The sequence below is a fragment of the Tropicimonas omnivorans genome (assembly GCF_031846565.1).
Lineage (GTDB): Bacteria > Pseudomonadota > Alphaproteobacteria > Rhodobacterales > Rhodobacteraceae > Tropicimonas_B > Tropicimonas_B omnivorans.
In genome coordinates, this window is sequence record NZ_JAVRHL010000002.1 from 1 (window position 1) to 24,156 (window position 24,156).

Genomic DNA, 24,156 nt, shown 5'->3' on the forward strand with positions numbered 1-24,156 from the left:
GGGGGGGGCGGGGGGGGGGGGGGGGAGGGGGGGGGGGGGGGGGGCGGCGGGGGGGGGGGGGGGGGGGGGGGGGGGGGGGGGGCGGCGGGGGGGGGGGGGGGGGTGGGGGCGGGGGTGGGGGGGGGGGGGGGGGCGGGGGGGGCGGGGGGGGGGGGGGGGGCGGGGGGGGGGGGGGGGGGGGGGGGGAGAGGGGGGGGGGGGGGGGGGGGGGGGGGGGGGGGGGGGGGGGGGGACGGCGCGACCCTAAGAGAGTGGAGGCCGGGGAGCCGGCGGCAGGACGCCCTGCGTTGCCTTCAAGGAGAGGCGGCAGCGTGTCCCGCCGTACGGGTGACGATCCGGGCAGGGCGCCGGTGCCGGTGCGGACCTCGCTCTGATCAGACCAGTCGGCTGACGTCCTTCGCGGCGCGTACGAAATCGCGGAAGAGGGGGTGGGGGTCGAAGGGCTTGGACTTCAGTTCGGGGTGGAACTGGACGCCGACGAACCAGGGATGGTCCTTCCATTCGACGATCTCGGGCAGGCGGCCGTCCGGCGACAGGCCGGTGAAGCACAGACCCGCCTCTTCGAGCTTCTCGCGATACTTGATGTCCACCTCGTAGCGGTGGCGGTGGCGCTCGGAGATCGTCGGGGCGCCGTAGATCTCGCGGACGAGGGACTCGTCCTTCAACTGCGCCTCGTAGGCGCCGAGGCGCATGGTGCCGCCCTTGTCGTCAAGCACGGAGCGGGCGACGGTTTCGTTGTCCTTGATCCATTCCTTGAGGTGGAAGATCACCGGCTCGAACCGCTTCTCCCCCGCCTCATGGTCGAATTCCTGGCTGCCGGCGGTGCTCAGGCCGGCGACGTTCCGTGCCCCTTCGATGACCGCCATCTGCATCCCGAGGCAGATCCCGAGATAAGGGATCTTGCGGGTTCGCGCGAACTCGACGGCGCGGATCTTGCCTTCCGTGCCGCGCTCTCCGAAGCCGCCGGGGACGAGGATCGCGTGATAGCGCTCGAGGAGCGGCGCAGGGTCCTCCCGCTCGAACCGCTCCGCGTCGATCCACTCCGCCCGAACCTTCACGCGGTTCGCCATGCCGCCATGGGTCAGCGCCTCGGCGATGGATTTGTAGGCGTCCTCAAGCTGGGTGTACTTGCCGACGATGGCCACCCGGACTTCGCCCTCGGGATTGTGGATACGGTCCGAGACGTCCTCCCAGCGAGAGAGGTCCGGCTTCGGGGCGGGGCTGATCTGGAACGCATCGAGCACGGCCTGGTCGAGACCTTCGCGGTGATAGGCGAGCGGCGCGTCGTAGATCGTGGACAGATCCTGCGCGGCGACGACGGCATCGGGACGGACGTTGCAGAACAGCGCCAGCTTCTCCCGTTCCTTCGCCGGGATCGGCCCTTCGGAGCGGCAGACCAGGATGTCGGGCGCGATGCCGATGGAGCGCAGTTCCTTGACGGAGTGCTGCGTCGGCTTGGTCTTGAGCTCGCCCGACGCCTTGATCCACGGCAGAAGCGTGAGGTGCATGAAGATGCACTGCCCGCGCGGCTTGTCCTGGCTGAACTGGCGGATGGCCTCGAAGAACGGAAGGCCCTCGATATCGCCCACCGTGCCGCCGATCTCGCACAGCATGAAATCGACCTCGTCCTCGCCGATCGAGATGAAGTCCTTGATTTCGTTGGTGACGTGAGGAATGACCTGGATGGTCTTGCCGAGGTAGTCGCCGCGGCGCTCCTTCTCCAGCACGTTGGAATAGATCCGGCCGGAGGAGACGCTGTCCGTCTTGCGGGCGGCGACGCCGGTGAATCGCTCGTAGTGGCCAAGGTCGAGATCGGTCTCGGCGCCATCGTCGGTGACGAAGACCTCGCCATGCTCGAACGGGCTCATCGTGCCGGGATCGACGTTGAGATAGGGGTCGAGCTTGCGCAGGCGGACGGTAAAGCCACGGGCCTGCAGGAGCGAACCGAGCGCCGCTGACGCAAGGCCCTTGCCGAGGGACGACACGACACCGCCTGTGATGAAGATGAATCGCGCCATGAAGGCCCCCCGCGTGATTCGGGCGCCTCGGGCCCGGAAATTCCGTCATTCGGACGTGCCGATAGCGCGGCACCACGGGACCCAAGCCTATAGGTCATTCCGCGGAGCCGGACAAGGCCGGCGCCCTCTATATGATGTTGCGCCCCGCGTTCGGGGCAGCGAATTCTTGTGTCTGCCGTGGGTCCGGCGGCCGCGGGCCCGACTAGTCGGCGGCTTGCGGCACCAGCGGTGCGTCGCCATCCGCGGACGGCGGGAGCAGATCCGTGCCGGACGGCCTGTCACTGTCCGGCGTCTCGGCCGGAGTCTCCGCCGCGGGACGGCCCGTCAGGCGCTCGGTCACCGAGCTGGAGGACGAATCGGCTGCCGCGAGGATCGTCAGCGTGATCGACGTCGCGATGAACGCGATGGCGAAGGCCCAGGTGAGCTTGCCGAGCGCCGTGGCCGCCGCGCGACCGCTCATGACGCCGCCACCGCCACCACCGCCGCCGCCCATTCCGAGGCCGCCGCCTTCGGAGCGCTGAAGCAGCACGATGCCGATCAGGCACAGGGCCAGGACCAGGTGGACGATGAGAATGACGTTCTGCATGGCGTGGAGGCCCCTAGATCGGACTGGCGGGTATCTATGGGAAGCGCGTCGGCGCCGCAACCCATCAGGGGCGCGGCGCCGGGGCGCGATCAGTCAGGATGACGGTCAGCGGGCGAGATAGGCGGCGAGGATGTCCCGCGCGGCGGTCAGGTCCGTCTTGTCGATCATCTCGCAGGTCGTGTGGATGTAGCGGGTGCCGACGACGATCCCGAGCGCCTTCGCGCCCGCCGCCGCCTGCTGCGCCGCCGCACCGTCCTGCCCGCCGGCGCGAAGCATGGTGCGCTGGAAGGGGATGCCCTTCTCCTTCGCCAGATCCTCGACGTCGCGGGCCAGGCCGCGATCGGCGATGAAGGAGCCGTCCCGCAGGTGCAGGCCGAAGCCCTTGCCCTGCTGCGTCGTGCGGTCCGCCTCGGGCACGCCGGGGGTGTCGCAGGCAAGCGTCGTGTCGATGCCGAGACCGATGTCGGGCTTGATCCGGTAGGCCGCCGTCTTCGCGCCGCGAAGGCCGACTTCCTCCTGGCAGGTAAAGGCGACATGGATCTCCGCCGAGTTCGCGGCATCCCCCAGCGCCCGGATCGCCTCGAGGCCGAGCCAGCAGGCGATGCGGTTGTCGAGCGCCTTGGAGACGATCTTGTCACCCATTTCCGCGAAGGGCGCGTCCATCACCACCATGTCGCCGACGCGCACACGCTCTGCCGCCGCCTCGCCGAGGCCGGTGTCGATGTAGAACTCGGAGATCTCGGGGACCTTCTTGCGCTCCTCGGGGGAGGAGATGTGCAGGCCCTTGCCGGCGGGGTTCATGATCCCGGGAATGTCGCCGTCGTCGGTGCAGACGAGGACGCGGCGGGAGAACAGCGTCCGCGGATCGAAGCCGCCGACCGGCTGGACGTAGACGAAGCCCTTCTCGGACACGTGGCTGACGAGAAACCCGATCTCGTCCATGTGGCACAGGAGCATGACGCGGGTGGGCGCCTCGCCGCCAGTGTCGCCGCGCGCATCCCGGCGGCAGAGCAGCGAGCCCATCGGGTCCGTCTCGATCGCGTCGAAGAGACCCTCGGCCTCTTCGCGGATCAGGTCGCGCACCCGGTCCTCGCATCCCGGAACGCCGGGGGTCTCGCACAGGCGCTTGAGAAGATCGATGTTCATTGGGGCGCTCCTTCGGGGCAGGTCAGGTCGCACCAGACATGGGGCGGGGCGGGGGGGATTGTCCAGTGGGGCGGCGCTGCCGCCGGAGGCGGCGATCGGCGGGAAAGGGCGGGCTGCCCGCGACATCGCGGCGCTTCGACGATTGCCGGTTTCGCCCGGCGGGCGGCGCGGCTATACCGGCGCCGGCTCGAGAAAGGGTGCATCAAATGGCTAACGTCGTCGTTGTCGGCGCCCAGTGGGGCGACGAAGGAAAAGGCAAGATCGTAGACTGGCTGAGCGAGCGCGCGGATGTGATCGCCCGCTTCCAGGGCGGCCACAATGCCGGCCACACGCTCGTCATCGACGGTGAGGTCTACAAGCTCTCGCTGCTTCCCTCGGGCATCGTCCGCACCGGCAAGCTCTCGGTCATCGGCAACGGTGTCGTCCTCGATCCCTGGGCCCTGCTGGAGGAGATCGAGCGACTGGCCAAGCAGGGCGTGCACGTCACCCCGGACAGCCTGATGATCGCCGAGAACACGCCGCTGATCCTGCCCGTCCACGGTGAGCTGGACCGCGCTCGCGAAGCCGGCGCCGGCAACTCCAAGATCGGGACCACCGGGCGCGGCATCGGCCCCGCCTACGAGGACAAGGTGGGCCGCCGCACCATCCGTGTCGCCGATCTGGCCGATGCGGCCACGCTCGAAGGCCGGGTCGACCGCCTGCTCGTCCACCACGACGCGCTCCGCCGCGGCCTCGGGATGGAGCCGGTGGACCGCGCCGCGCTCATGGATGCGCTGCGCGAGGTCGCCCCCAAGGTCCTGCCCTTCGCCAAGCCGGTCTGGCGGGAGCTGACCGATGCCCGCCGCGCCGGCAAGCGCATCCTCTTCGAAGGGGCGCAGGGCGCGCTTCTCGACATCGATTTTGGCACGTATCCCTTCGTGACCTCGTCCAACACGATGTCAGGCATGGCCGCGACGGGGACGGGCGTCGGCCCGGGCGCCGTCGATTTCGTCCTCGGGATCGTCAAGGCCTACACCACCCGCGTCGGAGAGGGCCCGTTCCCGACCGAGCTGATCGACGACAATGGCCGCCGCCTCGGCGAGCGGGGGCATGAGTTCGGCACCGTCACCGGCCGGCAGCGCCGCTGCGGCTGGTTCGACGCCGCCCTCGTGCGCCAGACCTGCGCCACGTCCGGCGTTTCCGGCATCGCGCTGACGAAGCTCGACGTGCTGGACGGCTTCAAGGAACTGCGCATCTGCACCGGCTACATGCTGGACGGCGAGCGGATCGACTACCTGCCCACCGCCAGCGAGGCGCAGACCCGGGTCGAGCCGATCTACGAGACGATGGAAGGCTGGTCGGAAAGCACCGCCGGCGCGCGCCGCTGGGCGGATCTTCCGGCCGCCGCGATCAAGTACGTCCGCCGCGTGGAAGAGCTGATCGAGTGCCCCGTCGCGCTTCTGTCGACCTCGCCCGAGCGGGAGGACACGATCCTCGTCACTGACCCCTTCGCCGACTGATGGCGCTCGGTCACAAGACGCGGAAGCGGCTTTCGCTGCTGATCCTGCTGATCGGCCTTCCGGCCTACGTCGTCGTGGCCGTTACCATACTGAACGCGCTGGACCGTCCGTCGATCTGGGTCGAACTGGCGGTGTACGTGATCCTCGGGATCGTGTGGGCGCTGCCGTTCCGCGCCATATTCAAGGGCGTCGGCCGGCACGACCCGGACGATCCCGACGCGCCGCCCGAGCCGCCGAAACGCCGCCGATAGGTTGAAGGGGGGCCGGGCCACGCGCCGGCCCGCCCCCCGCGGCAAAGCGGCCGGGCCGCGGCGCGCCGTTCGCGCCCCGCCGCGCAGGTCCCCTGCTTCCGAACCGGTCCTCTCCCTGCCGTCTCTTCACCGCTTTGTCGCAAACAGCGCCCATGGCGTCGCGCCTTTCGCGGCAGAGCGACGCCGCTGGCCTCATTCCGGTGATGGTCACGAGACGGAGTACCGCGCGATGAAAACGCATGTTCGGGCACTGGTGGTGGGCGGCGGCGCCGTCGGGACATCGATCGCCTATCACCTCGGAAAAGCCGGCTGGGACACGATGCTCCTCGAGCGGGACGAGTTGACCGCCGGCTCCACATGGCACGCCGCCGGCCTCCTGCCGTATTTCAACATGAGCTACGCCACGAGCCACATCCACGACTACTCCATCCGCTACTACAAGACGCTGGAGGAGGAGACGGGGCTGGATGCCGGCTTCTTCGTCGTCGGCAACCTGCGCATGGCCCAGACCGACGCGCGGATGGACGAGTACCGCCTCTACGCCTCCACCGCCGAGACCGTCGGCATTCCCTACGAATGGATGACCCCGGATCAGATCAGCGAGCGCTGGCCGCTCGTGAACACCGAGGATCTCAAGGGCGCGATCTTCCATCCGACCGACGGCTACATCAATCCCGCCGACGTCACCCAGGCGATGGCGAAGGGCGCGCGGCAGCATGGCGTCACGATCGAGCGGCGCTGGCAGGTGGACGGCTACCGCTGGACCGGCTCCGAATGGATCGTGTCCGTCACGAAGATGGTGGAGAAGGGGGGCAACCTCGTCCCCTCGGACGAAACCGCGGAGATCACCGCCGAGCACGTCGTCACCGCCACCGGCAACCATGCGCAGCGCACGGCGAAACTCCTCGGCATCAAGATCCCGGCGATCCCTGTCGAGCACCAGTACATCGTCACCGAGCCTGATCCCGCGCTCGTGGAGTACCGCAGCGCCGGCAACCCGCAGCACCCGGTCCTGCGCGACGCGGATGCCAAGTGGTACGTGCGCGAGGAGCGCGGAGGCTGGATCCTCGGCCCCTACGAGCTGAACGCCCCCGCGCGCTTCGAATACGGTGTGCCGGACAGTTTCCGCGCCGACCTCTTCCCGCTCGACCTCGAGCGGATCGAGGAGGAATACATGTCCATGATCCACCGTATCCCGTCCTCCGAGACGGTGGGCCTCAAGGACGATTACAACGGTCCGATCTGCTACACGCCGGACGGCAACCCGCTCCTCGGGCCCGCGCCGGGCCTGCGCAACATGTGGCTGGCGGAGGGCTTCTCCTTCGGCATCACCGCCGCCGGCGGCGCCGGGCACTACCTCGCCCAGGTGATGACCGAGGGCGAGGCGGAGATCGACATGGCCTCCCTCGATCCGCGGCGCTACGGCGACTGGATGACGACCGAGTATGCCGCCCGGAAGAACGAGGAGGCCTACGAGCACGTCTACATCCTCCATCACCCCGACGAGGAGCGCCCCGCCTGCCGGCCGCTGCGCACGGCGCCCTGCTACGACCGCATGGCCGCCCGCGGCGCGCAGTTCGGCGTGGTGAACGGCTGGGAGCGTCCGAACTACTTCGGGGGGATCGACTTCGACGACCACGGCGCCCGGTCCTTCCGCCGCGGTGGCTGGTGGCAATACGCCAGCGCCGAGGCGAAGGCGATCCGCGAGAACGTCGGCATGATCGACGCCTCGGCCTTCACGAAGCACACCGTGAAGGGGCCCGGCGCCGCCGCCTTCCTCGACTGGTTCACATGCAACCGCCTGCCGAAGACCGGCCGGATCAACCTGACCTACGCGCTGACCTCCGCCGGCACCGTCCGCACCGAGTACACCATCGTGCGCCTCGCGGAGGACAGCTTCTACCTCGTCTCCGCCGGCGCCTGGTCCGCCTATGACGGCGACTTCCTGCGGAAGGCCGTCGAGGACAAGGAAGCCGAGTTCGGCCGGATCGACGTCCAGGACGTCACCACGCAATGGGGCGTGTTCGCCCTCGCCGGTCCGAAGGCGCGGGACGTGCTGAAGAGCCTTGTGCGGGACGCGGAGCCGGAGACGGTCCTGTCCAACAAGCGCTTCCCGTGGCTCTCCATGCGCAACATCGAGCTTGGCATGGTGCCCGTCATGGCGCTGCGCGTCGCCTATACCGGGGAACTCGGCTGGGAATTGCACCACCCGATGGAGATGCAGAACCACCTCTTCGACAAGCTGGTGGAGGCCGGAGCCGAACACGGGCTGACCCTCGTCGGAGCGCGGGCGCAGAACTGGCTCAGGCAGGAGAAGTCCTACCGTGCCTTCGGCAACGAACTCGGCCGGGACGCAACCCCCCTCGAGGCCGGCCTCGACCGCTTCGTGGACCTCTCCAAGGACTTCCACGGCAAGGCGGCGATGGAGGAGAAGGGCATCCGCTCGACCTGCGTCACGCTGCTGATCGACGGTCCGGACGATGCCGATCCCTGGGGCCGCGAGGCGCTCTATGCCGGTGAGGAGCGGGTTGGCCGCCTGACTTCGGGAGGCTGGTCGGCCGCCTTCGACAAGTCCATCGGCATGGGCTACGTCCACCCCGATCACGCCGCGCCGGGCACGAAGCTCAAGGTCCGGATGCTGGGCGAGCTCTTTGATGCCGAAGTCACCGAGGACAGCCCGTACGATCCGAAGAACGAGACGATCCGGAAGGACGGCTGAGGCCGGTCACGGCGCCTTCGAACGGGGTTGCGTGGGGGTCGGGCCGGAACGGCCATGACCGCCCACGCAACCTGCCCCGCAAGGCGGGGCGGACGCGATCGTCGCCGGCAGAACGGCCGCGCGCGTCGCGGGTTTCCCGGAGCGAAGGCTTGCCGCGAACGCCCGGGTCAAGTCTTCGCATAGCGCTCGAGCCGCTCTTCCAGAGTGCCGCTGTGCAGCTCGAACATGTGGTTGTCGTAGTCGTAGAAGTAGATCGAATGACCCTCGCCCTCGACGCGTGAACGGCCCTCCCGGACCTCCAGACCAAGCGCCTTTATGCGCTCAAGTCTTTCGTCGTAGTCGTCCGGTCTTATTCTGAAGGCGACATGGTTGTAGGTCTTTTCCGGGAGGGGGGCGCCTTCCATCGTCGCGACCCAGATGCCCGCGATATCGAAGAAGCGTTCTCTGGAGATGGAGAACGTCCTGTCGCCGCTGTCGTAGATCTTCTTGGCATCCAGGACCGTCGTGAGCATCTCTTCCATCTTGTCGAGATCGCTCACGATGAACGTCATATGGCTTAGCCCCTGAACCATTGCACCGCCTCCGAGAAACTCTACGGGGAGACTATGTCGGACACGGCGTGATGCCCACATCGAGTTCGGCCACGAGGTGCACCACCAAATGCAAAGGCCCGCCAAACGAGGCGGGCCTTTCTCGATCTGCTTGTCTCGCCCCGATCAGTTGGGGATCTCGGCGTCGATGCCTTCGACGTAGAAGTCCATGCCGAGAAGCGTCCCGTCATCGGCCGTCTCGCCCTCGGCAAGCCACTCGGTGCCGTCGGCGTAGTTCAGGGGGCCGGTGAAGGGGTGGTACTCGCCCGAGGAGATGCTGTCGGCGAGGTCCTGCGCTTCCTGCCGGACATCCTCGGGGATCGCGTCCGTCATCTCGCCGATCTCGACCATGCCGGTGTCGATACCGCCCCAGGTGTCCTTGCTCTCCCAGGTTCCGTCGATGGCCGCGCCGACGCGCTCGATGTAGTACGGCGCCCAGTTGTCGATGATGGAGGAGACGCGCGGGGAGGGCTTGTACTCGGCCATGTCCGAGGCCTGGCCGAAGCCGACCACGCCGCCGGCCTGCTCCGCGGCGGCAAGCGGGGCGGTGGAATCGGTATGCTGCAGGATCACGTCGGCGCCCTGCTCGATCAGGGCCTGCGCGGCATCCGCTTCCTTGGCCGGGTCGAACCAGGTGTAGGCCCAGACGATGTTGAACTCGACATCGGGATTGGCCTCGCTCGCGGCGATGTAGGCGGCGTTGATGCCGCGGATGACCTCGGGGATCGGGAAGGAGGCGATGTACCCGATCTTGTTGGTCTCGGTCATCTTGCCGGCGACGTGCCCGATGACGGCCCGGCCCTCGTAGAAGCGCGAGGAATAGGTCGCGACGTTGTCGGCGCGCTTGTAGCCGGTGGCGTGCTCGAAGTTCACATCCGGGAATTTCTGCGCGACGTTGATCGTCGGATCCATGTAGCCGAAGGACGTGGTGAAGATGAGATCCGTGCCGGACAGTGCCATCTGTGTCAGCACGCGCTCGGCATCGGCGCCCTCGGGGACGCTCTCCTGATAGACCGTCTCGATCCGGTCGCCGTATTCCTCGACGAGCGCGAGGCGGGCCTGCTCGTGCTCGTAGGTCCAGCCGCCGTCTCCGATCGGGCCGACATAGACGAAACCGACCTTGAGCGGCTCGCCGTCGTCCTGTGCCAGCGCGCCTGTGGCCGTGAGCGCCATCGCGGCGCCGGCGAGTAGATGTCTGATGAGCATGAAATGCACTCTCCCTGTTGGATTCGTATTGGCCTCACGTGGAGGCATGGAACGTCCGGCCGAGGGCGGCCGGCGCGCTCGTCGAGATCCGTCCGCGGCCGGACGAGATGAGCACGAGCACGAGGATGGTGATGATGTACGGCGACATCGACAAGTATTCGACCGGCATTTTCATGCCCGCCGCCTGCAGGTTCAGTTGCAGCACGGTCAGGCCGCCGAAAAGATAGGCGCCGATCAGGACGCGCCAGGGCCGCCAGCTGGCGAAGACGACGAGGGCGAGGGCGATCCAGCCGGCGCCGGCGGTCATCCCTTCGGTCCATTGCGGCACCCGCACGAGCGAGAGGTAGGCTCCGCCGAGCCCGGCCAACGCGCCGCCACAGGCAATCGCGAGAAGGCGGATGCGGATCACGCGGTACCCCAGCGCATGGGCGGCCTCGGGGCTCTCTCCGGTGGCGCGCAGGATGAGGCCGGCGCGGGTGCGGAAGAGGACGGCCCAGACGAGGGCGACGATCAGGATCGAGATGTAGATCATCGGATCGTGCCGGAAGAGGATCGGTCCGAGGACGGGGATGTCCGACAGGGGGCCGAGATCCAGCTTGGGCGTGGCCGGCGGGCGGATGCCCACATAGGATTGTCCCATCAGCGCCGAGAGGCCGAGGCCGAAGAGCGTGAGCGCAAGGCCCGTCGCCACCTGATTGGACAGGAAGACCTGCGTCAGGAGGCCGAAGACCAGCGACAGGACGGCGCCGCCGAGCGCCCCGCCGAGAAAGCCGAGGGCGGGGCTGCCGGTTTCCACGGCGACGGCGAAGCCGCAGATCGCGCCGGTGATCATCATCCCCTCGACGCCGAGGTTCAGAACGCCAGAGCGCTCCACGATGAGTTCCCCGATGGCGGCGAGGAGGATCGGCGTCGCGCCGACCATGAGGGCCGCGATGAGCAGGAGCCAGTTGATCGAGGACAGGTCCATCAGGCAGCCCCCCGCGCGCCGATCCGGATGCGGAAGTTGGTCAGCACGTCCACGCCTAGGAGGAAGAACAGGAGCATCCCCTGGAACGCCTGGATGGCGGCGGCCGGAATGCCCAGCATGAACTGCGCAAGCTCCCCGCCGATATAGGTGAGCGCCATCAGGAGCCCGGCAAGGAGGATGCCGACGGGATGCAGGCGGCCGAGGAAGGCCACGATGATCGCGGTGAAGCCATAGCCCGAATTGAAGTCGATGCTGACCTGGCCGGCGGGGCCGGAGACCTCGAACATGCCGGCAAGGCCCGCCAGCGCGCCCGAGAGGCCGAGGCAGAAGATCACCAGCCGGCCGGGATGAACCCCGCCGAAGCGCGCCGCGCGAGGGGCCTGCCCGGCCAGGCGGATGTGGAAGCCCATCAGGTGCCGCGTCAGCATGACATGCCCGAGGATCACGGCGACGATCGCGGCGGCGACGCCCCAGTGCAGTCCGGTGCCCGGAAGGAGCTCGAGATTGGAGGCCGCGTCGTATTGCTGGAGATTGCGGGAGCCGGGAAAGCCGCCGCCCTCGGGGTTCTTCATCGGCCCGAGCGCCATGGCCGCGAGGAACTGCTCCGCGACGTAGACGAGAAGAAGCGAGACGAGGATCTCGTTGGTGTTGAAGAAGACCCGCAGGAGCGCCGGTATCATCGCCCAGAGAAAGCCTCCGAGCGCACCGGCGACGATCATCGCGGGAAAGATCAGCGGGCTGCCCGAGGGATAGGCCGCGAGCGCGACGCCCGCCCCGAAGAGCGCGCCGATGATGTACTGCCCCTCGGCGCCGATGTTCCAGATGCCCGCCCGGAAGCCCATCGCGAGCCCGACGGCGATGAGGATCAGCGGGCCGGCCTTCACCAGGAGCTGCGGGCGGGAATAGGAGGCGAATTGCGGATCGAAGAGCGGGGCCCAGAAGATCGTGCGGATCGCACCCGCGGGATCCTTGCCGAGCAGCGCGAACATCAGCCCCCCGGCGATCATCGTGAGCACGACGGCTAGGACGGGCGTGGCCCAGGCCCAGGCGCGGGATGGCGAGGGGCGTTTTTCGAGCGTGATCAAGCTGTGGCCTCCGGCGCGGCTGCGGATGCGGCAGGACCGCCTCCGGCGGGGGTATTTCCAGAAAGATGAATGCGGAGGCCGGGCTCAGGCATGATGGGGGCCGGCATGGGCCGCCTCCATGTCATGGGCGCCGCCGAGCATCAGGCCGATGCGCTCCATGGTGAGCCCGTCCGCCGGGACCGGCTCGCTGAGGCGTCCGCCATTCAGCGCGGCGAAGCGGCCGGCGACCTCGAGGATCTCGTCGAGGTCCTGCGAGATGACGACGACGGCGCTCCCCTCCCGCGCGAGGTCGAGAAGGGCTTGCCGGATGGCGGCCGCGGCCGCGGCGTCGACGCCCCATGTCGGCTGGTTCACCACGAGGACGCGGGGGCGTTGCAGGATTTCCCGCCCGATGACGAATTTCTGCAGGTTGCCGCCCGAAAGGGCGCGCGCGGCGGCGTCCGGGCCGGGGGTGCGCACGTCGAACTCGGCGATGATGCGTTCGGCGAAGTCCCGGGCGCGTCCCCAGCGGATGAGGCCGTTCCGGGTCAGCTCCTCGCGCTGCCAGCCGGTGAGGGCGGCGTTCTCGGTCAGGCTCATGTCCGGCGCGGCGGCGTGGCCGAGGCGTTCCTCGGGGCCGGTCAGAAGGCCGAGAGCGCGGCGCTCGCGGGGCCCGGTCCGGCCGATCCCGGCACCCTCCAGTCGGATCGCGTCCGCGGCGGAGGACATCTCTCCGGAGAGCGCGGCCAGAAGCTCGTCCTGACCGTTTCCGGCCACACCGCCTAGGCCGAGAATTTCACCCTCGCCGACCGTGAAGGACACGTCCTGAAGGCGCGTTCCGAAGGCGGAGGCGGGAGGCAGGGTCAGCCCCCTGACCTCGAGGATCGTGTCGCCCGCGGTTTCGGCGGGGCGCTCCGGCCGGGAGAGGGCTGAGCCCACCATCAGCTCGGCAAGCTCGGCCGAGGAGGTCTCCGAGGGGCGACAGGTTGCGACGACCGCGCCGCGGCGCAGGATCGTCGCCCGCTCGCAGAGGGCGCGGATCTCACCCAGCTTGTGGGAGATGTAGAGGATCGCCGTGCCTTCGTCCGCAAGCTGGTTCAGCGTGCGAAAGAGGATCTCCACCTCCTGCGGGGTGAGGACGCTGGTCGGCTCGTCCATGATCAGGAGCTTCGGGTCTTGCAGCAGGCAGCGCACGATCTCCACCCGCTGACGCTCCCCGGCGGAGAGGTCTCCGACGCGGCGGGAGGGATCGAGGGGCAGGCCGTACTCCTGGCTGACCTCGGTGATGCGGCGGGCGAGCCGGCCGAGAGGCGGCGGGTTTTCCATGCCGAGCCCGACATTCTCGGCGACGCTCAGCGCATCGAAGAGGGAGAAGTGCTGGAACACCATCGCGACGCCCGCCCGTCGCGCGGCACTGGGATCCGCCGGGGCGAAGGGCGCGCCGTGCAGCGTCATGGCGCCGCGGTCGGGTTTGACGAGGCCGAAGATCGTCTTCACGAGGGTGGACTTGCCGGCGCCGTTCTCGCCGAGAAGCGCGTGGATCTCGCCCGGAGCCACCGAGAAGGACACGTCGTCATTGGCGACGACGCCCGGATAGGCCTTGGTCAATCCATCCGCGGTAAAGAGGGTCGTCACGCCGTGGCGCTCCCTTCGTGACTGGTGCTCGTCAAGCGAAGTAACGAAGTCGCGACACCGAGGGCAATGGCCTGGGGGTGCTTGCCGAGGGCCGGATCGCCGATCGGGCAGGCGATGCGGCCTGCGGAGGCATCGGAATGACCCATCTGCCTCAGTCTTGCGCCGAACCGGGCGCGCTTCGTCTCCGACCCGATGAGGCCGGCAAAGGCGAAATCGCGCAGAAGGAGGCGGTGGCAGATCTCGAGGTCCCGCGCGTGGGAGTGCGTCACGATGAGATGCGCCGCCTCCGCCGGGGCGCGCGCGGCGGCCGGCGCGACCTCGGGGGCGATGACTGGGACCGCCGGGGGATCGGCCGGGAACCGCTCGGGGGCGATGTCGATCAGGGAGATGTCCCAGCCGGGAAGGGGGGCCATGACGGCGGCGAGCGCACGGCCGACATGGCCGGCGCCCCAGATCCAGAGCGGTCGGCCGGACCGGGCGAGCGGCTCGGCGGCCCAGCCGGCGGAGAGGTGGACCGCTGACCGTGCAAGGCGGCCGAGGAAGGCGGCGGGCGGCGCATCCGCATTTTGCGACAGGGGGCGCACGGCGTGCCCGCGCTCGATCCTGAGCCGGGTGAGGGCATCGTCATCCCAGACTTCCGTCAGGAGCTTGACCGCGCCGCCGCAGCACTGGCCGATGCCGGGGCCGAGGGGGATGGTCTCGACCGCGGCGCCGCCCCCGGCGAGCCGGGCCAGGGCGCGCTCCGTGGCCTGCCATTCGAGGGTGCCGCCGCCGATCGTGCCCTCCTGTCCGCCGGGCCAGACCAGCATCGACGCGCCGGCCTCCCGCGGGGCCGAGCCCTTCGCCTCGGCCACGGCGATCCGCGCGACGCGGCCATGGCGCGCGACGGCGCGGCGGAGGGAGGCCTCATCGAAGCTCATCCCGCCCCCCTGGCGCGGGCGACGGCGGCGAGGACGCGCTCCGGCGTCGCCGGCGCGTCGAGGTTCGGATAGTTCGGTCCGCAGGCGGCGCAGGCGTCGGACAGCGCCATCAGCGTGGAAATGCCCAGCATGAGCGGCGGCTCGCCCACGGCCTTCGAGCGATAGATCGTCTCCTCACGGTTCGGCGCCTCCCAGAGCGCGACGTTGAAGCGGCGGGGCCGGTCCGAGCAGGCCGGGATCTTGTAGGTCGAGGGAGCGTGGGTCGTCAGGCGGCCCTTCTCGTCCCAGACCAGCTCCTCGGTTGTGAGCCAGCCGGCGCCCTGGACGAAACCGCCCTCGATCTGGCCGATGTCGATGGCCGGGTTCAGCGAGGCGCCGGCATCGTGCAGGATGTCGGTCCCGAGGATGCGGTTCTCGCCCGTGAGCGTGTCGATCACGACCTCGGTCACCGCCGCGCCGTAGGCGAAGTAGAAAAACGGGCGGCCTTCGCCCGCGACCCTGTCCCAGACGATCTTCGGCGTCTTGTAGAAGCCGGTGGCGGAGAGGCTGGCGCGGGCGAGGTAGCAGTCCCGCACGACGTCCTCCCAAGGGTAGGCCTCGCCGCCGACATGGACGTGGCCGTCCTCGAACCGCACCGAGGCAGGATCCGCCTGCTGCCGCTCGGCGACGAAGGCCGCCATCCGCTCCCTGATCGCGTCGCAGGCGGCGCGGACGGCCATGCCGTTGAGATCGGCGCCGGATGAGGCGGCGGTCGCCGAGGTGTTCGGGACCTTGCCGGTATCGGTCGCGGTGATCTTCACCCGCGACGCATCCACCCCGAAGCGGCTCGCGGCGACCTGCGCGACCTTGCGGAAAAGGCCCTGTCCCATCTCGGTGCCGCCGTGGTTCATCCGCACCGAACCGTCGGTGTACACATGGACGAGCGCGCCGGCCTGGTTGAGGTGGGTGAGCGTGAAGGAGATGCCGAACTTCACCGGCGTGAGCGCGATCCCCTTCTTCAGCACGGGGCTTGCCGCGTTCCACTCGGCGATGGCGGTCCGGCGGGCCGCGTAGTCGGAGGTTTCGGCCAGCCTGTCCGTCATGGCGTGCAGGATGAAATCCTCCACCGGCATCGCGTAGGGCGTGGTCTGGTGGCCGCGGGGATCGGGGCGGATATCGGCGCCGCGCGTGCCGCTGGCCGAGCCGCGGCTGGCGGGATCGGCGTGATCGAGAGCGTGGCCGCGGGCGGCGTCCTCCGCAGCGGCGGTGCCGGCGATGCCGCTGCCGGCGTCGTGCCCGTCCGCTTCGTCATAGTAGTTGGCGCGGCGGATCTCGATCGGGTCACGCCCGAGGCGGTGGGCGATCTTGTCCATAACCCGTTCGATCCCGACCATTCCCTGCGGCCCGCCGAAGCCCCGGAAGGCGGTCGCGCTCTGGGTATTGGTGCGCAGGCGGTGGGAGACGATGCGGGCGGCGGGCAGGTTATAGGCGTTGTCCGCGTGGAGCATGGCCCGGTCCGCCACGGGAAGCGAGAGGTCCTGGCTCCAGCCGCAGCGGCAGAACTGCTCCACCTCGAGACCGAGGATGCGTCCGTCCGCGTCGATCCCGGCGCGATAGTCGATACGGAAATCGTGGCGCTTTCCGGTGATGACCATGTCGTCGTCCCGGTCGTAGCGCATCCGGCAGGGGCGGCCGGTGGCGCGGGCGGTGACGGCGCAGGCGACGGCGAGCGCGTTGCCCTGGCTTTCCTTGCCGCCGAAGCCGCCGCCCATCCGCCGCACCTCGACGCGGACGTCGGACATCGGCAGGCCGAGCGCCTCGGCCACCTTGTGCTGGATCTCGGTCGGATGCTGGGTGGAGGAATGAACGAGGACGCCGCCATCCTCCTCCGGCAGCGCGAGCGCGGCCTGCCCCTCGAGGTAGAAATGCTCCTGCCCGCCGATCCTGATGGAGCCGTCGATCACCTCTGCGGCGGAAGCGATGGCGGGCGCGGGGTCGCCCTTCGTCCAGATCACCGGCCCGTCCTCGAACCGGCGCTCCGCCGCGATGGCGTCCTCGATGGTCAGGATCGCGGCGCTCTCCTCGATCTCCACCTCGGCGAGACGCACGGCGCGGCGCGCGGCCAGATGGCTCGTCGCGGCGACGATGAAGATCGGCTGGCCCATGTAATGGACTTCGCCGGAGGACAGTATCTCCTCGTGGAAATCGGGAGAGGGGGAGACGTCGTTCTCCGCGGGCAGGTCCTCTGCGGTCAGAACGGCGACGACACCGTCCGCCGCGCGCACCGCCGACAGGTCCATCCGCGCGATCCGGCCCGCGGCGACGGCAGAGAGACCGAAGGCGAGGTGAAGCGCGCCGGCGGGGGCCGGGATGTCGTCGATATAGCGGGCCTGCCCGGTGACGTGGAGCCAGGCGCTGTCATGCGGAAGGGAGGTCGCGACACTCATGACGTCACCTCGAGGATGGAGGGGGCGGCGCCGGTGAGGTCGGCATGGTAGCGCCTGAGCATCCCCCGGGCCGCCTCCAGGCGGTACTCGGCGGAGGCGCGCATGTCCGACAGCGGCGCGAAATCCTCGGCGAAGGCCGGCAGCGCGGCGGCGATGGTCTCTTCGCTCCAGGCCCGGCCCAGAAGCGCTTCCTCCACCGCGATGGCGCGCTTCGGGGTGCCGGCCATTCCGCCGAACGCAATCCGGGCGGAGCGCACTTCATCGCCTTCCAGCATGACGTTGAAGCAGCCGCAGACGGCGGAAATGTCCTGATCGAAGCGCTTGGAGAGCTTGTAGCAGCGCAGGGCCCTGGCCCGCGCGGGCAGGGAGACCGCCTCGACGAACTCGCCCGGCTCGCGGTCCTGCCTGCCGTACTCGATGAAGAACCGCTCGAGCGGGATCTGCCGCCGCGCATCGCCCTTCCTGAGGTGCAGCGTCGCGCCGAGGGCGATGAGAGCGGGCGGGCCGTCCCCGATGGGAGAGCCGTTGGCGATGTTGCCGCCGATCGTCGCGGCCTCCCGGATCTGCTCCGAGGCAAAGCGGCGTATCATCTCGCCGAAGGAGGGGAAGAGAGGGGCGAGCGCTTCCCGCACATCGGCCCACGGGGTCATCGCGCGGATCAGGATCTCCTCGTCCCCGATCTCGATGCCGCGCAGGTCGGACACGCCTGCGAGGAAGCAGACCGGGCCGAGGTCGCGCAGGCCCTTCGTCACCCAGAGCCCGACATCGGTCGCCCCCGCGACGAGGGTGGCATCCGGGTTCGCCTCGTACCACGCGGCCATCTCGTCCACGCTGCCGGGGCGGACCCAGCCGTGATCGAGGATGGCATTCCCAGCACCGGTCGCGGCCCCGGTTCCGGCGACGGGATCGCGCTCCCCCCAGTCGGCGCCCGGACGCCCGCCCTTCGCCGCCGCGTCGTCCGTTCCCGGGGCGGCGGAGTGGCCGAGCTTCGAGAGATCCTCTTCCATCCACTCAGGGATCTCCGCTTCCGCAGCGGCCTCGGCGGCGCGGATGATCGGGGCGTATCCGGTACAGCGGCAGAGATTGCCGGCGAGGATGTCGTCATGATCCCGCCGTCCGTTCTTGTGCCCGACGGCCATAGAGACCACGAAGCCCGGCGTGCAGAAGCCGCACTGGCTGCCGTGCTGGTCCACCATGGCGCGCTGCACGGGATGGGGCACGCCGTCCGGTCCGGCGATGCCTTCGACGGTCCGGATGGCCTTGCCGTCGATCTGGGGCAGGAAGAGGATGCAGGCGTTGAGCGCGCGGGCGCCGCGTTCGTCCGTCACCATCACGGTGCAGGCGCCGCAATCGCCCTCGTTGCAGCCCTCCTTGGTCCCGGTCAGCCCGCGGGTCTCGCGCAGCCAGTCGAGCAGGGTTCGGGTCGGCGGGGCATCCACGGAGACGGGATCGCCGTTCAGCAGGAACGTGACGGGCATGAAGGTCTCAAGGGCCGCGGTACCGGTGTGTCCAGGCGGTGGCGCGCTCGATGCGGCGTAGAACGCGCCGAGGGCAAGGAAAGCCGGACGAAAGCCACTTGGCAAGCCCTCGCGGATCGGGGAGCGGAGGGTAAAGCGGGGCATCTGCCTGGTTTCGCGCCGGAGATGCCCGGTTTGGCGGCGCTTCTCCGTCCCGTTCGGGGGCCCTCGGAGCCGGGCACGCCTGACGCCACGCCGCACCTCTCGCCGCTTCCGCCAGGGGGCGCCTGCGCCTATGGTGGCGCCATGTCCAAAGCCCCCCGATTCATCCACCTGCGCGTCCATTCCGAGTACTCTCTCCTTGAGGGCGCGGTCCGGCTCAAGAAGCTGCCCGGCCTTTGCCGCGAGATGAAGATGCCGGCGGTCGCGGTGACCGACACGGACAACATGTTCGCCGCGCTGGAATTTTCCGTCACGGCGGCAGGGCAGGGCATCCAGCCGATCATGGGCTGTCAGGTCAGCCTCGAATACCAGGAGCCGGAACCCGGCGCGCGGCCGATCCCGCCGGCGCCCGTCGTGTTGCTCGCCCAAGACGCGGCGGGCTACGCCAACCTGATGAAGATCAACAGCTTTCTCTATCTCCGGGGCGACGGGCGCGAGGCGCATGTCACGGTGGAGGAGCTGACGGAGCATGCCGAGGGCATCATCTGTCTCACCGGCGGTCCGCTCGGGCCTCTCGGGCGGCTGATCCTGCAGGGGCGCCGTCCGGCGGCGGAGGCGCTGGCCTCCCGCCTCGCCGCGGCGTTCCCGCATCGCCTCTACGTGGAGTTGCAGCGCCATCCGGGGGAGAACGGCCTGCCCGAGGAGGAGGCGCTGACCGAGCGGCCGATGATCGAGATGGCCTATGCCATGCGCCTGCCGCTCGTCGCCACCAACGACGCCTACTTCCCCAAGCCCACGATGTACGAAGCGCATGACGCGCTGATCTGCATCGCGGAGGGCGCCTATGTCGACCAGCAGGAGCCGCGCCGGCGTCTGACCCCCCAGCATTACCTCAAGACCCCGGAGGAGATGGCCGCGCTCTTCGCCGACCTGCCCGAGGCGATCGAGAATACCGTGGAGATCGCACGGCGCTGCCACGTCGTGTCCGAGTTGCGGGATCCGATCCTGCCGCGCTTTGCCGACAACGAGGTGGCCGAGCTGCGGCGGCAGGCGAAGGACGGCCTCGTGGCCCGTCTCGCCGTGATCCCCCACGCCGCGCCGGTCGAGGAGTACGAGAAACGCCTCGAATTCGAGCTCGGCATCATCGAGGGGATGGGCTTCCCCGGCTACTTCCTGATCGTCGCGGACTTCATCAAGTGGGCGAAGGATGAGAACATCCCGGTCGGGCCGGGGCGAGGGTCGGGCGCGGGCTCACTCGTCGCCTATGCGCTGACGATCACGGATCTCGATCCACTGCGCTACTCCCTCCTCTTCGAGCGGTTCCTCAACCCCGAGCGGGTCTCCATGCCCGACTTCGACATCGACTTCTGCATGGACCGCCGCGAAGAGGTGATCCGCTACGTGCAGGGCAAGTACGGGCGGGAAAAGGTCGGCCAGATCATCACCTTCGGCGCGCTTCTGTCGAAGGCCGCCGTCCGCGATATCGGCCGGGTCCTCCAGATGCCCTACGGGCAGGTGGACCGGCTGTCGAAGATGATTCCGGTGGAGGGCGTGAAGCCCGTCTCCATCCAGCAGGCGCTGGTGCAGGAGGAGCGGCTGCGCGCCGAGGCGCGGGCCGAGGAGGTGGTCGACCGCCTCCTGACCTACGGCCAGCAGGTCGAGGGGCTCCTGCGCAACGCCTCCACCCACGCCGCCGGCGTCGTGATCGGGGACAGGCCGCTCGATGCGCTCGTTCCGCTCTATCAGGACCCGCGGTCGGACATGCCGGCCACGCAGTTCAACATGAAATGGGTGGAGCAGGCCGGGCTGGTGAAGTTCGACTTCCTCGGCCTCAAGACCCTGACCGTCATCCAGAATGCGGTCGATCTCATCGTCGCCGGAGGGCGTCCGCTCCACGTCTCTCCCGCCGGGGAGACGCTGTTCGAACCGCCGGAGGGCCACCTCAACGACATCGGCGCGATCCCCCTCGACGACGAGGCCTCCTACAAGCTTTACGCCGACGCGAAGACCGTCGCCGTGTTCCAGGTGGAATCCACCGGCATGATGGACGCGCTCCGGCGCATGAAGCCCACCTGCATCGAGGACATCGTCGCCCTCGTCGCGCTCTACCGGCCCGGTCCGATGGAGAACATCCCGAAATATTGCGAGGTCAAGAACGGCCTCTCCGAGCGGGACCGGCTGCACCCCCTGATCGACCATATCCTCGACGAGACGCAGGGCATCATCGTCTACCAGGAACAGGTGATGCAGATCGCGCAGGAGATGGCGGGATACTCCCTCGGCGGCGCCGACCTGCTCCGCCGCGCGATGGGCAAGAAGATCAAGGAGGCGATGGACGCCGAGCGGCCGAAGTTCCTGGATGGTTCCGAGAAGAACGGCGTCGACAAGGACAAGGCCCAGGAGGTCTGGGACCTTCTCGAGAAGTTCGCCAATTACGGGTTCAACAAGTCCCACGCCGCCGCCTATGCCGTGGTCAGCTACCAGACGGCCTGGCTCAAGGCGAACCACCCGGTCGAGTTCATGGCCGCGGTGATGAACTGTGATATCCACCTGACGGACAAGCTCGCGATCTACGCCGAGGAGGTGCGCCGGGGCCTGAAGATCGACATCATCCCGCCGTGCGTGAACCGCTCCCTCGCGACCTTCGGCGTGAAGGATGGCAAGATCCTCTACGCGCTCGGCGCGCTCAAGAACGTCGGGGCCGACGCGATGCAGCTCATCGTGGACGGGCGCGGGGATCGGTCCTACGCCACGCTCTACGACATCGCCCGCCGGGTCGATCTCAAGCGCATCGGCAAGCGGCCGCTCGAAATGCTGGTTCGCGCCGGCGCCTTCGACGAGCTCGACCGCAACCGCCGCCGCGTGCTGGACGGCCTCGATGCCCTCGTCGCCTATTCCGCCGCGATCCACGAGCAGCGCCACTCCAACCAGGTCTCGCTCTTCGGCGAGGCGGGGGACGATCTGCCTGAGCCGAGGATGCCGAACGCTGAGGACTGGATGCCCGCCGAGCGGCTTGGGGAGGAGCACCGCGCCGTCGGGTTCTACCTCTCCGGCCACCCGCTCGACGATTTCATGGGCGCGCTCAAGCGGAAGGGCATCAAGACGCTGGAGCGGGTCCGGGCCGAAAGCGCCAATGGCCCCGCCATCGTGAAGATGGCCGGCACCGTCTCCGCCAAGCAGGAGCGCAAGTCCGCCCGCGGAAATCGCTTCGCGTTCGTCTCCCTGTCGGATCCGACCGGCCTCTACGAGGTCACCGTCTTTTCGGACACGCTCGAGGCGGCACGGGATGCGCTGGAGCCCGGCAGCAACGTCGTGATCACCGCCGAGGCGACGGCGGAGGCGGACCAGCTCAAGCTCCTCTGCCGCGGCGCGACCCCTCTCGAGCAGGCGGTTGCGGGCGCGGAAGGCGGCGCGGTGCGGGTCGTGCTCGAAGAGCCGGACGCTGTGGAAATGGTCTCGACCGTCCTGGAGCGGTACGGCGCCCAGACGCGGGAGCGGGGACAGATCCTCCTGGAGATCAACGCCCCGGGCTTTGCCGAAGTGGAGTTCGTCCTCGGGGACGGGCTTCCGGTAAGCGCGACGATCCGGGGGGCGATCAAGTCCCTCCGCGGCGTGGCGCTGGTCGAGGATGCGGAGCCCGTGGCGCTGCGGAGCTGAGTCGCCGGCAGCGGCGCGCTTGAGAAAACGTGAACGCAGCCGCGTGAAAACGGCGGTTCCGTGCGCGCTGGACCCGCCTGTGCGCGCGGCCCCGCCCATCGGCGCGCGACTTCACGCTCAGGTTGTGATTTGACCCGCCCCACCCGCTTGCCGGACACGGGCCCCCTCTGTAGCACCTCCAGGATCATGCGACTTCAACGGAGGTTTTCCGGATGCGCGTCCGCGATTGCGCCACACTCGTCGTCCTTGCCCTCGCCTGGCTGACGATCCCCGCCCATGCCGGCGGGCCGAGCGAGACGACACCGGCCGCCGAGGTCAAGGCCAACACCATCGCCACCGTCGTCGCCAACCCGCCCCCGTTCGGCGAGATGACGAAGGTGTGCGGCGTGTCCGGCGAGGCGCTCGGCACACCGGTGGACAAGCGCCCCGAGAGCGGTCGGACGCAGTTCGTGCTCTACGACAGCGCCTACGGATCCTCGCAACCGCGCTCCTTCTTCGTCACCGGCCTGGACGGCAACTGCGCGATCCACGTCCGGGCGACGGTGGCGATGTTCGGCTCCCTCGAACTGTACGAGATGATGCAGTTCGGCGGCCTCGGAGCGCCGGCGGGCGCCCCCACCGATGCCACCTATGCCCAGCTTCGCGCGGCTAGGTGCGGAGGTTCGCCAGCTCCCTGCACGGGCCGGAAGCTGGATGCGCTGGCACGGGATACAGCCTTCCTCAGCCTCTACGAGACGCAAGACAGCGCGCAGCACCTCGAGCTCCTGCTCCATCGTGGCGCGGTTCAGGCCGCGGCGCTGAAGTAGGCGAGGCCAGGGCAGGAGCCGGGGGACCGGCCCTCCCTGACGAGGGCCGCCGTCACGCGAGCTGGCGGCGATCCTCCCGGATCGTGACCTTGCGCCTGCGCCGCTCGACGAAGTGCAGCGCGGCCTCCGTCAGCTGGCGGGCCTGGTCCCGGGCGTTGAGGCCGAAGCCGTAGCCACGCCCCCACGCCGTCGAAATGGCGCCCGAGCCGCCACCCAGATCGGCGATCTTCTTGCGGATCTTGCAGACATGCACGTCGATCGTCTTCACTTCGGGACCCTCCTCCACGTCATAGAGATGGGCGAGCATCTCCTCCTTCTCCACGGTGCGTCCGTGGCGGAGGGCAAGCATTTCCACGAGCCGCGATTCCGTTGGCGTCAGGTGAAGGGGCTGGCCCCTCACGGTCGCGGTGCAGGTTACGAGATCGTAGGCGAGACCCTCGGAGACGAGGACGGGATGGGCGAGGCCCGCGCGGCGGCGGACCACCGCGCCGATCCGGGCGGCCGATTCCCGCGCGTCGGCGCATTCGAGCAGGACGTCGTCCGCGCCGAGACCGAACGCGGCAGCGCGCGCGCCGCTATCGGATCCGGGGGGCATCAGGACGAGGATCGGCAGGCGCGGACGGTAGGAGCGGATCAGCTTCACCGCCTCGCGCCAGGCGAGGTCCGGAAGGTCCACGTCGACGATGACGGCGTCGATCTGGCCGAGATCGGCCCAGTCCACCAGTTCCTGGCCGGTCTGGACGGTCGACATCGCGAAGCCGGCGGCGCGCAGGTCGGTGATCGTCGAGGCGGCGCCCCAGGTGGTTTCGGTCGCTAGGATGCGCATGGGTCGGGTCCTTTCACGCGAGGGCCTCGTAACGTGCACGCCGCCCGGACTCCGTCCGGGAAAAGGCGCGCCACGTACATGGCAACAACTAAAGATCTGGGGGAGGTTCTCCTCGGTGCCGCACGGCGGGAGCCCACCTGCGGTAAACCCATTACTAGCGACTAAATCCCAGGGCGAGAAGATGCCATGAGATCATAGGGTTAAGGAGGAGTTACGGATTG

17 protein-coding genes are annotated in these 24,156 nt (G+C 69.1%); 5 read left to right on the forward strand and 12 right to left on the reverse strand.

Annotated elements, in window-relative coordinates; genetic code table 11:
• Positions 1–374: 374 nt before the first annotated feature.
• The 3 genes from pyrG to RM543_RS05295 form a co-directional block, all read right to left on the reverse strand.
• A complete protein-coding gene (gene pyrG / locus RM543_RS05285; protein ID WP_311689868.1) occupies positions 375–2,018 on the reverse strand; it encodes a CTP synthase in 1,644 nt (547 codons plus the stop codon).
• Between the two features lie 202 nt (positions 2,019–2,220).
• On the reverse strand, positions 2,221–2,604 hold the full coding sequence (secG, locus tag RM543_RS05290) for a preprotein translocase subunit SecG (protein WP_311689869.1): 384 nt from the start codon (positions 2,602–2,604) through the stop codon (positions 2,221–2,223).
• Between the two features lie 105 nt (positions 2,605–2,709).
• Positions 2,710–3,750, reverse strand: a complete 1,041-nt coding sequence (locus RM543_RS05295) for a M42 family metallopeptidase (RefSeq protein ID WP_311689870.1) — start codon at positions 3,748–3,750, stop codon at positions 2,710–2,712.
• 206 nt (positions 3,751–3,956) lie between these two features.
• On the opposite strand from RM543_RS05295, the gene RM543_RS05300 reads away from it, so the two are divergent.
• The 3 genes from RM543_RS05300 to RM543_RS05310 all read left to right on the forward strand — a co-directional run bounded on the left by RM543_RS05300 (position 3,957) and on the right by RM543_RS05310 (position 8,219).
• On the forward strand, positions 3,957–5,249 hold the full coding sequence (locus RM543_RS05300; RefSeq protein WP_311689871.1) for an adenylosuccinate synthase: 1,293 nt from the start codon (positions 3,957–3,959) through the stop codon (positions 5,247–5,249).
• The gene (locus RM543_RS05305; protein WP_311689872.1) at positions 5,249–5,500 is read left to right on the forward strand and encodes a DUF2842 domain-containing protein; all 252 of its coding nucleotides are present in this window, start codon (positions 5,249–5,251) and stop codon (positions 5,498–5,500) included. The genes RM543_RS05300 and RM543_RS05305 overlap by 1 nt, the downstream gene beginning before the upstream one ends.
• Before the next feature lie 229 nt (positions 5,501–5,729).
• Positions 5,730–8,219 carry a GcvT family protein gene (locus tag RM543_RS05310; protein WP_311689873.1) on the forward strand — a complete coding sequence of 830 codons (2,490 nt, stop codon included), beginning with the start codon at positions 5,730–5,732 and terminating at the stop codon, positions 8,217–8,219.
• A gap of 167 nt (positions 8,220–8,386) precedes the next feature.
• Here RM543_RS05310 and fosX read toward each other — a convergent pair whose 3' ends face one another.
• From fosX to xdhA, 8 genes are all read right to left on the reverse strand, one after another.
• Positions 8,387–8,791 carry a FosX/FosE/FosI family fosfomycin resistance hydrolase gene (fosX, locus tag RM543_RS05315; protein WP_432280434.1) on the reverse strand — a complete coding sequence of 135 codons (405 nt, stop codon included), beginning with the start codon at positions 8,789–8,791 and terminating at the stop codon, positions 8,387–8,389.
• 144 nt (positions 8,792–8,935) lie between these two features.
• On the reverse strand, positions 8,936–10,015 hold the full coding sequence (locus RM543_RS05320; RefSeq protein WP_311689875.1) for a BMP family ABC transporter substrate-binding protein: 1,080 nt from the start codon (positions 10,013–10,015) through the stop codon (positions 8,936–8,938).
• A gap of 34 nt (positions 10,016–10,049) precedes the next feature.
• Positions 10,050–10,982: an ABC transporter permease gene (locus tag RM543_RS05325; protein WP_311689876.1), complete on the reverse strand. Its 933-nt coding sequence runs from the start codon at positions 10,980–10,982 to the stop codon at positions 10,050–10,052.
• Entirely contained in the window at positions 10,982–12,067 is a 1,086-nt protein-coding gene (locus RM543_RS05330) for an ABC transporter permease (protein ID WP_311689877.1), read from the reverse strand. The genes RM543_RS05325 and RM543_RS05330 overlap by 1 nt, the downstream gene beginning before the upstream one ends.
• 84 nt (positions 12,068–12,151) lie before the next feature.
• Entirely contained in the window at positions 12,152–13,681 is a 1,530-nt protein-coding gene (locus tag RM543_RS05335) for an ABC transporter ATP-binding protein (RefSeq protein ID WP_311689878.1), read from the reverse strand.
• A complete protein-coding gene (gene xdhC / locus RM543_RS05340) occupies positions 13,678–14,601 on the reverse strand; it encodes a xanthine dehydrogenase accessory protein XdhC (RefSeq protein ID WP_311689879.1) in 924 nt (307 codons plus the stop codon). Before xdhC ends, RM543_RS05335 begins: the two co-directional genes overlap by 4 nt.
• Positions 14,598–17,027, reverse strand: coding sequence for a xanthine dehydrogenase molybdopterin binding subunit (gene xdhB / locus RM543_RS05345; RefSeq protein WP_311689880.1), 2,430 nt, complete (start codon positions 17,025–17,027; stop codon positions 14,598–14,600). Before xdhB ends, xdhC begins: the two co-directional genes overlap by 4 nt.
• A complete protein-coding gene (gene xdhA, locus RM543_RS05350; RefSeq protein WP_311689881.1) occupies positions 17,024–18,505 on the reverse strand; it encodes a xanthine dehydrogenase small subunit in 1,482 nt (493 codons plus the stop codon). Before xdhA ends, xdhB begins: the two co-directional genes overlap by 4 nt.
• Before the next feature lie 285 nt (positions 18,506–18,790).
• Here xdhA and dnaE point away from each other — a divergent pair, with 285 nt between their 5' ends.
• Both dnaE and RM543_RS05360 read left to right on the forward strand, forming a co-directional pair.
• The gene (dnaE, locus tag RM543_RS05355; protein WP_311689882.1) at positions 18,791–22,303 is read left to right on the forward strand and encodes a DNA polymerase III subunit alpha; all 3,513 of its coding nucleotides are present in this window, start codon (positions 18,791–18,793) and stop codon (positions 22,301–22,303) included.
• A gap of 212 nt (positions 22,304–22,515) precedes the next feature.
• Positions 22,516–23,109: a hypothetical protein gene (locus tag RM543_RS05360; RefSeq protein WP_311689883.1), complete on the forward strand. Its 594-nt coding sequence runs from the start codon at positions 22,516–22,518 to the stop codon at positions 23,107–23,109.
• A gap of 52 nt (positions 23,110–23,161) precedes the next feature.
• Here RM543_RS05360 and RM543_RS05365 read toward each other — a convergent pair whose 3' ends face one another.
• Positions 23,162–23,935, reverse strand: coding sequence for a response regulator transcription factor (locus RM543_RS05365; RefSeq protein ID WP_311689884.1), 774 nt, complete (start codon positions 23,933–23,935; stop codon positions 23,162–23,164).
• Between the last annotated feature and the right edge of the window lie 221 nt (positions 23,936–24,156).

Excerpts from the sequence above, each read along its gene's own strand:
- pyrG (WP_311689868.1), bottom strand. The coding sequence starts at position 2,018 with ATGGCGCGATTCATCTTCATCACAGGCGGTGTCGTGTCGTCCCTCGGC.
- secG (WP_311689869.1), bottom strand. The coding sequence starts at position 2,604 with ATGCAGAACGTCATTCTCATCGTCCACCTGGTCCTGGCCCTGTGCCTG.
- RM543_RS05295 (WP_311689870.1), bottom strand. The coding sequence starts at position 3,750 with ATGAACATCGATCTTCTCAAGCGCCTGTGCGAGACCCCCGGCGTTCCG.
- RM543_RS05300 (WP_311689871.1), top strand. The coding sequence starts at position 3,957 with ATGGCTAACGTCGTCGTTGTCGGCGCCCAGTGGGGCGACGAAGGAAAA.
- RM543_RS05305 (WP_311689872.1), top strand. The coding sequence starts at position 5,249 with ATGGCGCTCGGTCACAAGACGCGGAAGCGGCTTTCGCTGCTGATCCTG.
- RM543_RS05310 (WP_311689873.1), top strand. The coding sequence starts at position 5,730 with ATGAAAACGCATGTTCGGGCACTGGTGGTGGGCGGCGGCGCCGTCGGG.
- fosX (WP_432280434.1), bottom strand. The coding sequence starts at position 8,791 with ATGGTTCAGGGGCTAAGCCATATGACGTTCATCGTGAGCGATCTCGAC.
- RM543_RS05320 (WP_311689875.1), bottom strand. The coding sequence starts at position 10,015 with ATGCTCATCAGACATCTACTCGCCGGCGCCGCGATGGCGCTCACGGCC.
- RM543_RS05325 (WP_311689876.1), bottom strand. The coding sequence starts at position 10,982 with ATGGACCTGTCCTCGATCAACTGGCTCCTGCTCATCGCGGCCCTCATG.
- xdhC (WP_311689879.1), bottom strand. The coding sequence starts at position 14,601 with ATGAGCTTCGATGAGGCCTCCCTCCGCCGCGCCGTCGCGCGCCATGGC.
- xdhB (WP_311689880.1), bottom strand. The coding sequence starts at position 17,027 with ATGAGTGTCGCGACCTCCCTTCCGCATGACAGCGCCTGGCTCCACGTC.
- xdhA (WP_311689881.1), bottom strand. The coding sequence starts at position 18,505 with ATGCCCGTCACGTTCCTGCTGAACGGCGATCCCGTCTCCGTGGATGCC.
- dnaE (WP_311689882.1), top strand. The coding sequence starts at position 18,791 with ATGTCCAAAGCCCCCCGATTCATCCACCTGCGCGTCCATTCCGAGTAC.
- RM543_RS05360 (WP_311689883.1), top strand. The coding sequence starts at position 22,516 with ATGCGCGTCCGCGATTGCGCCACACTCGTCGTCCTTGCCCTCGCCTGG.
- RM543_RS05365 (WP_311689884.1), bottom strand. The coding sequence starts at position 23,935 with ATGCGCATCCTAGCGACCGAAACCACCTGGGGCGCCGCCTCGACGATC.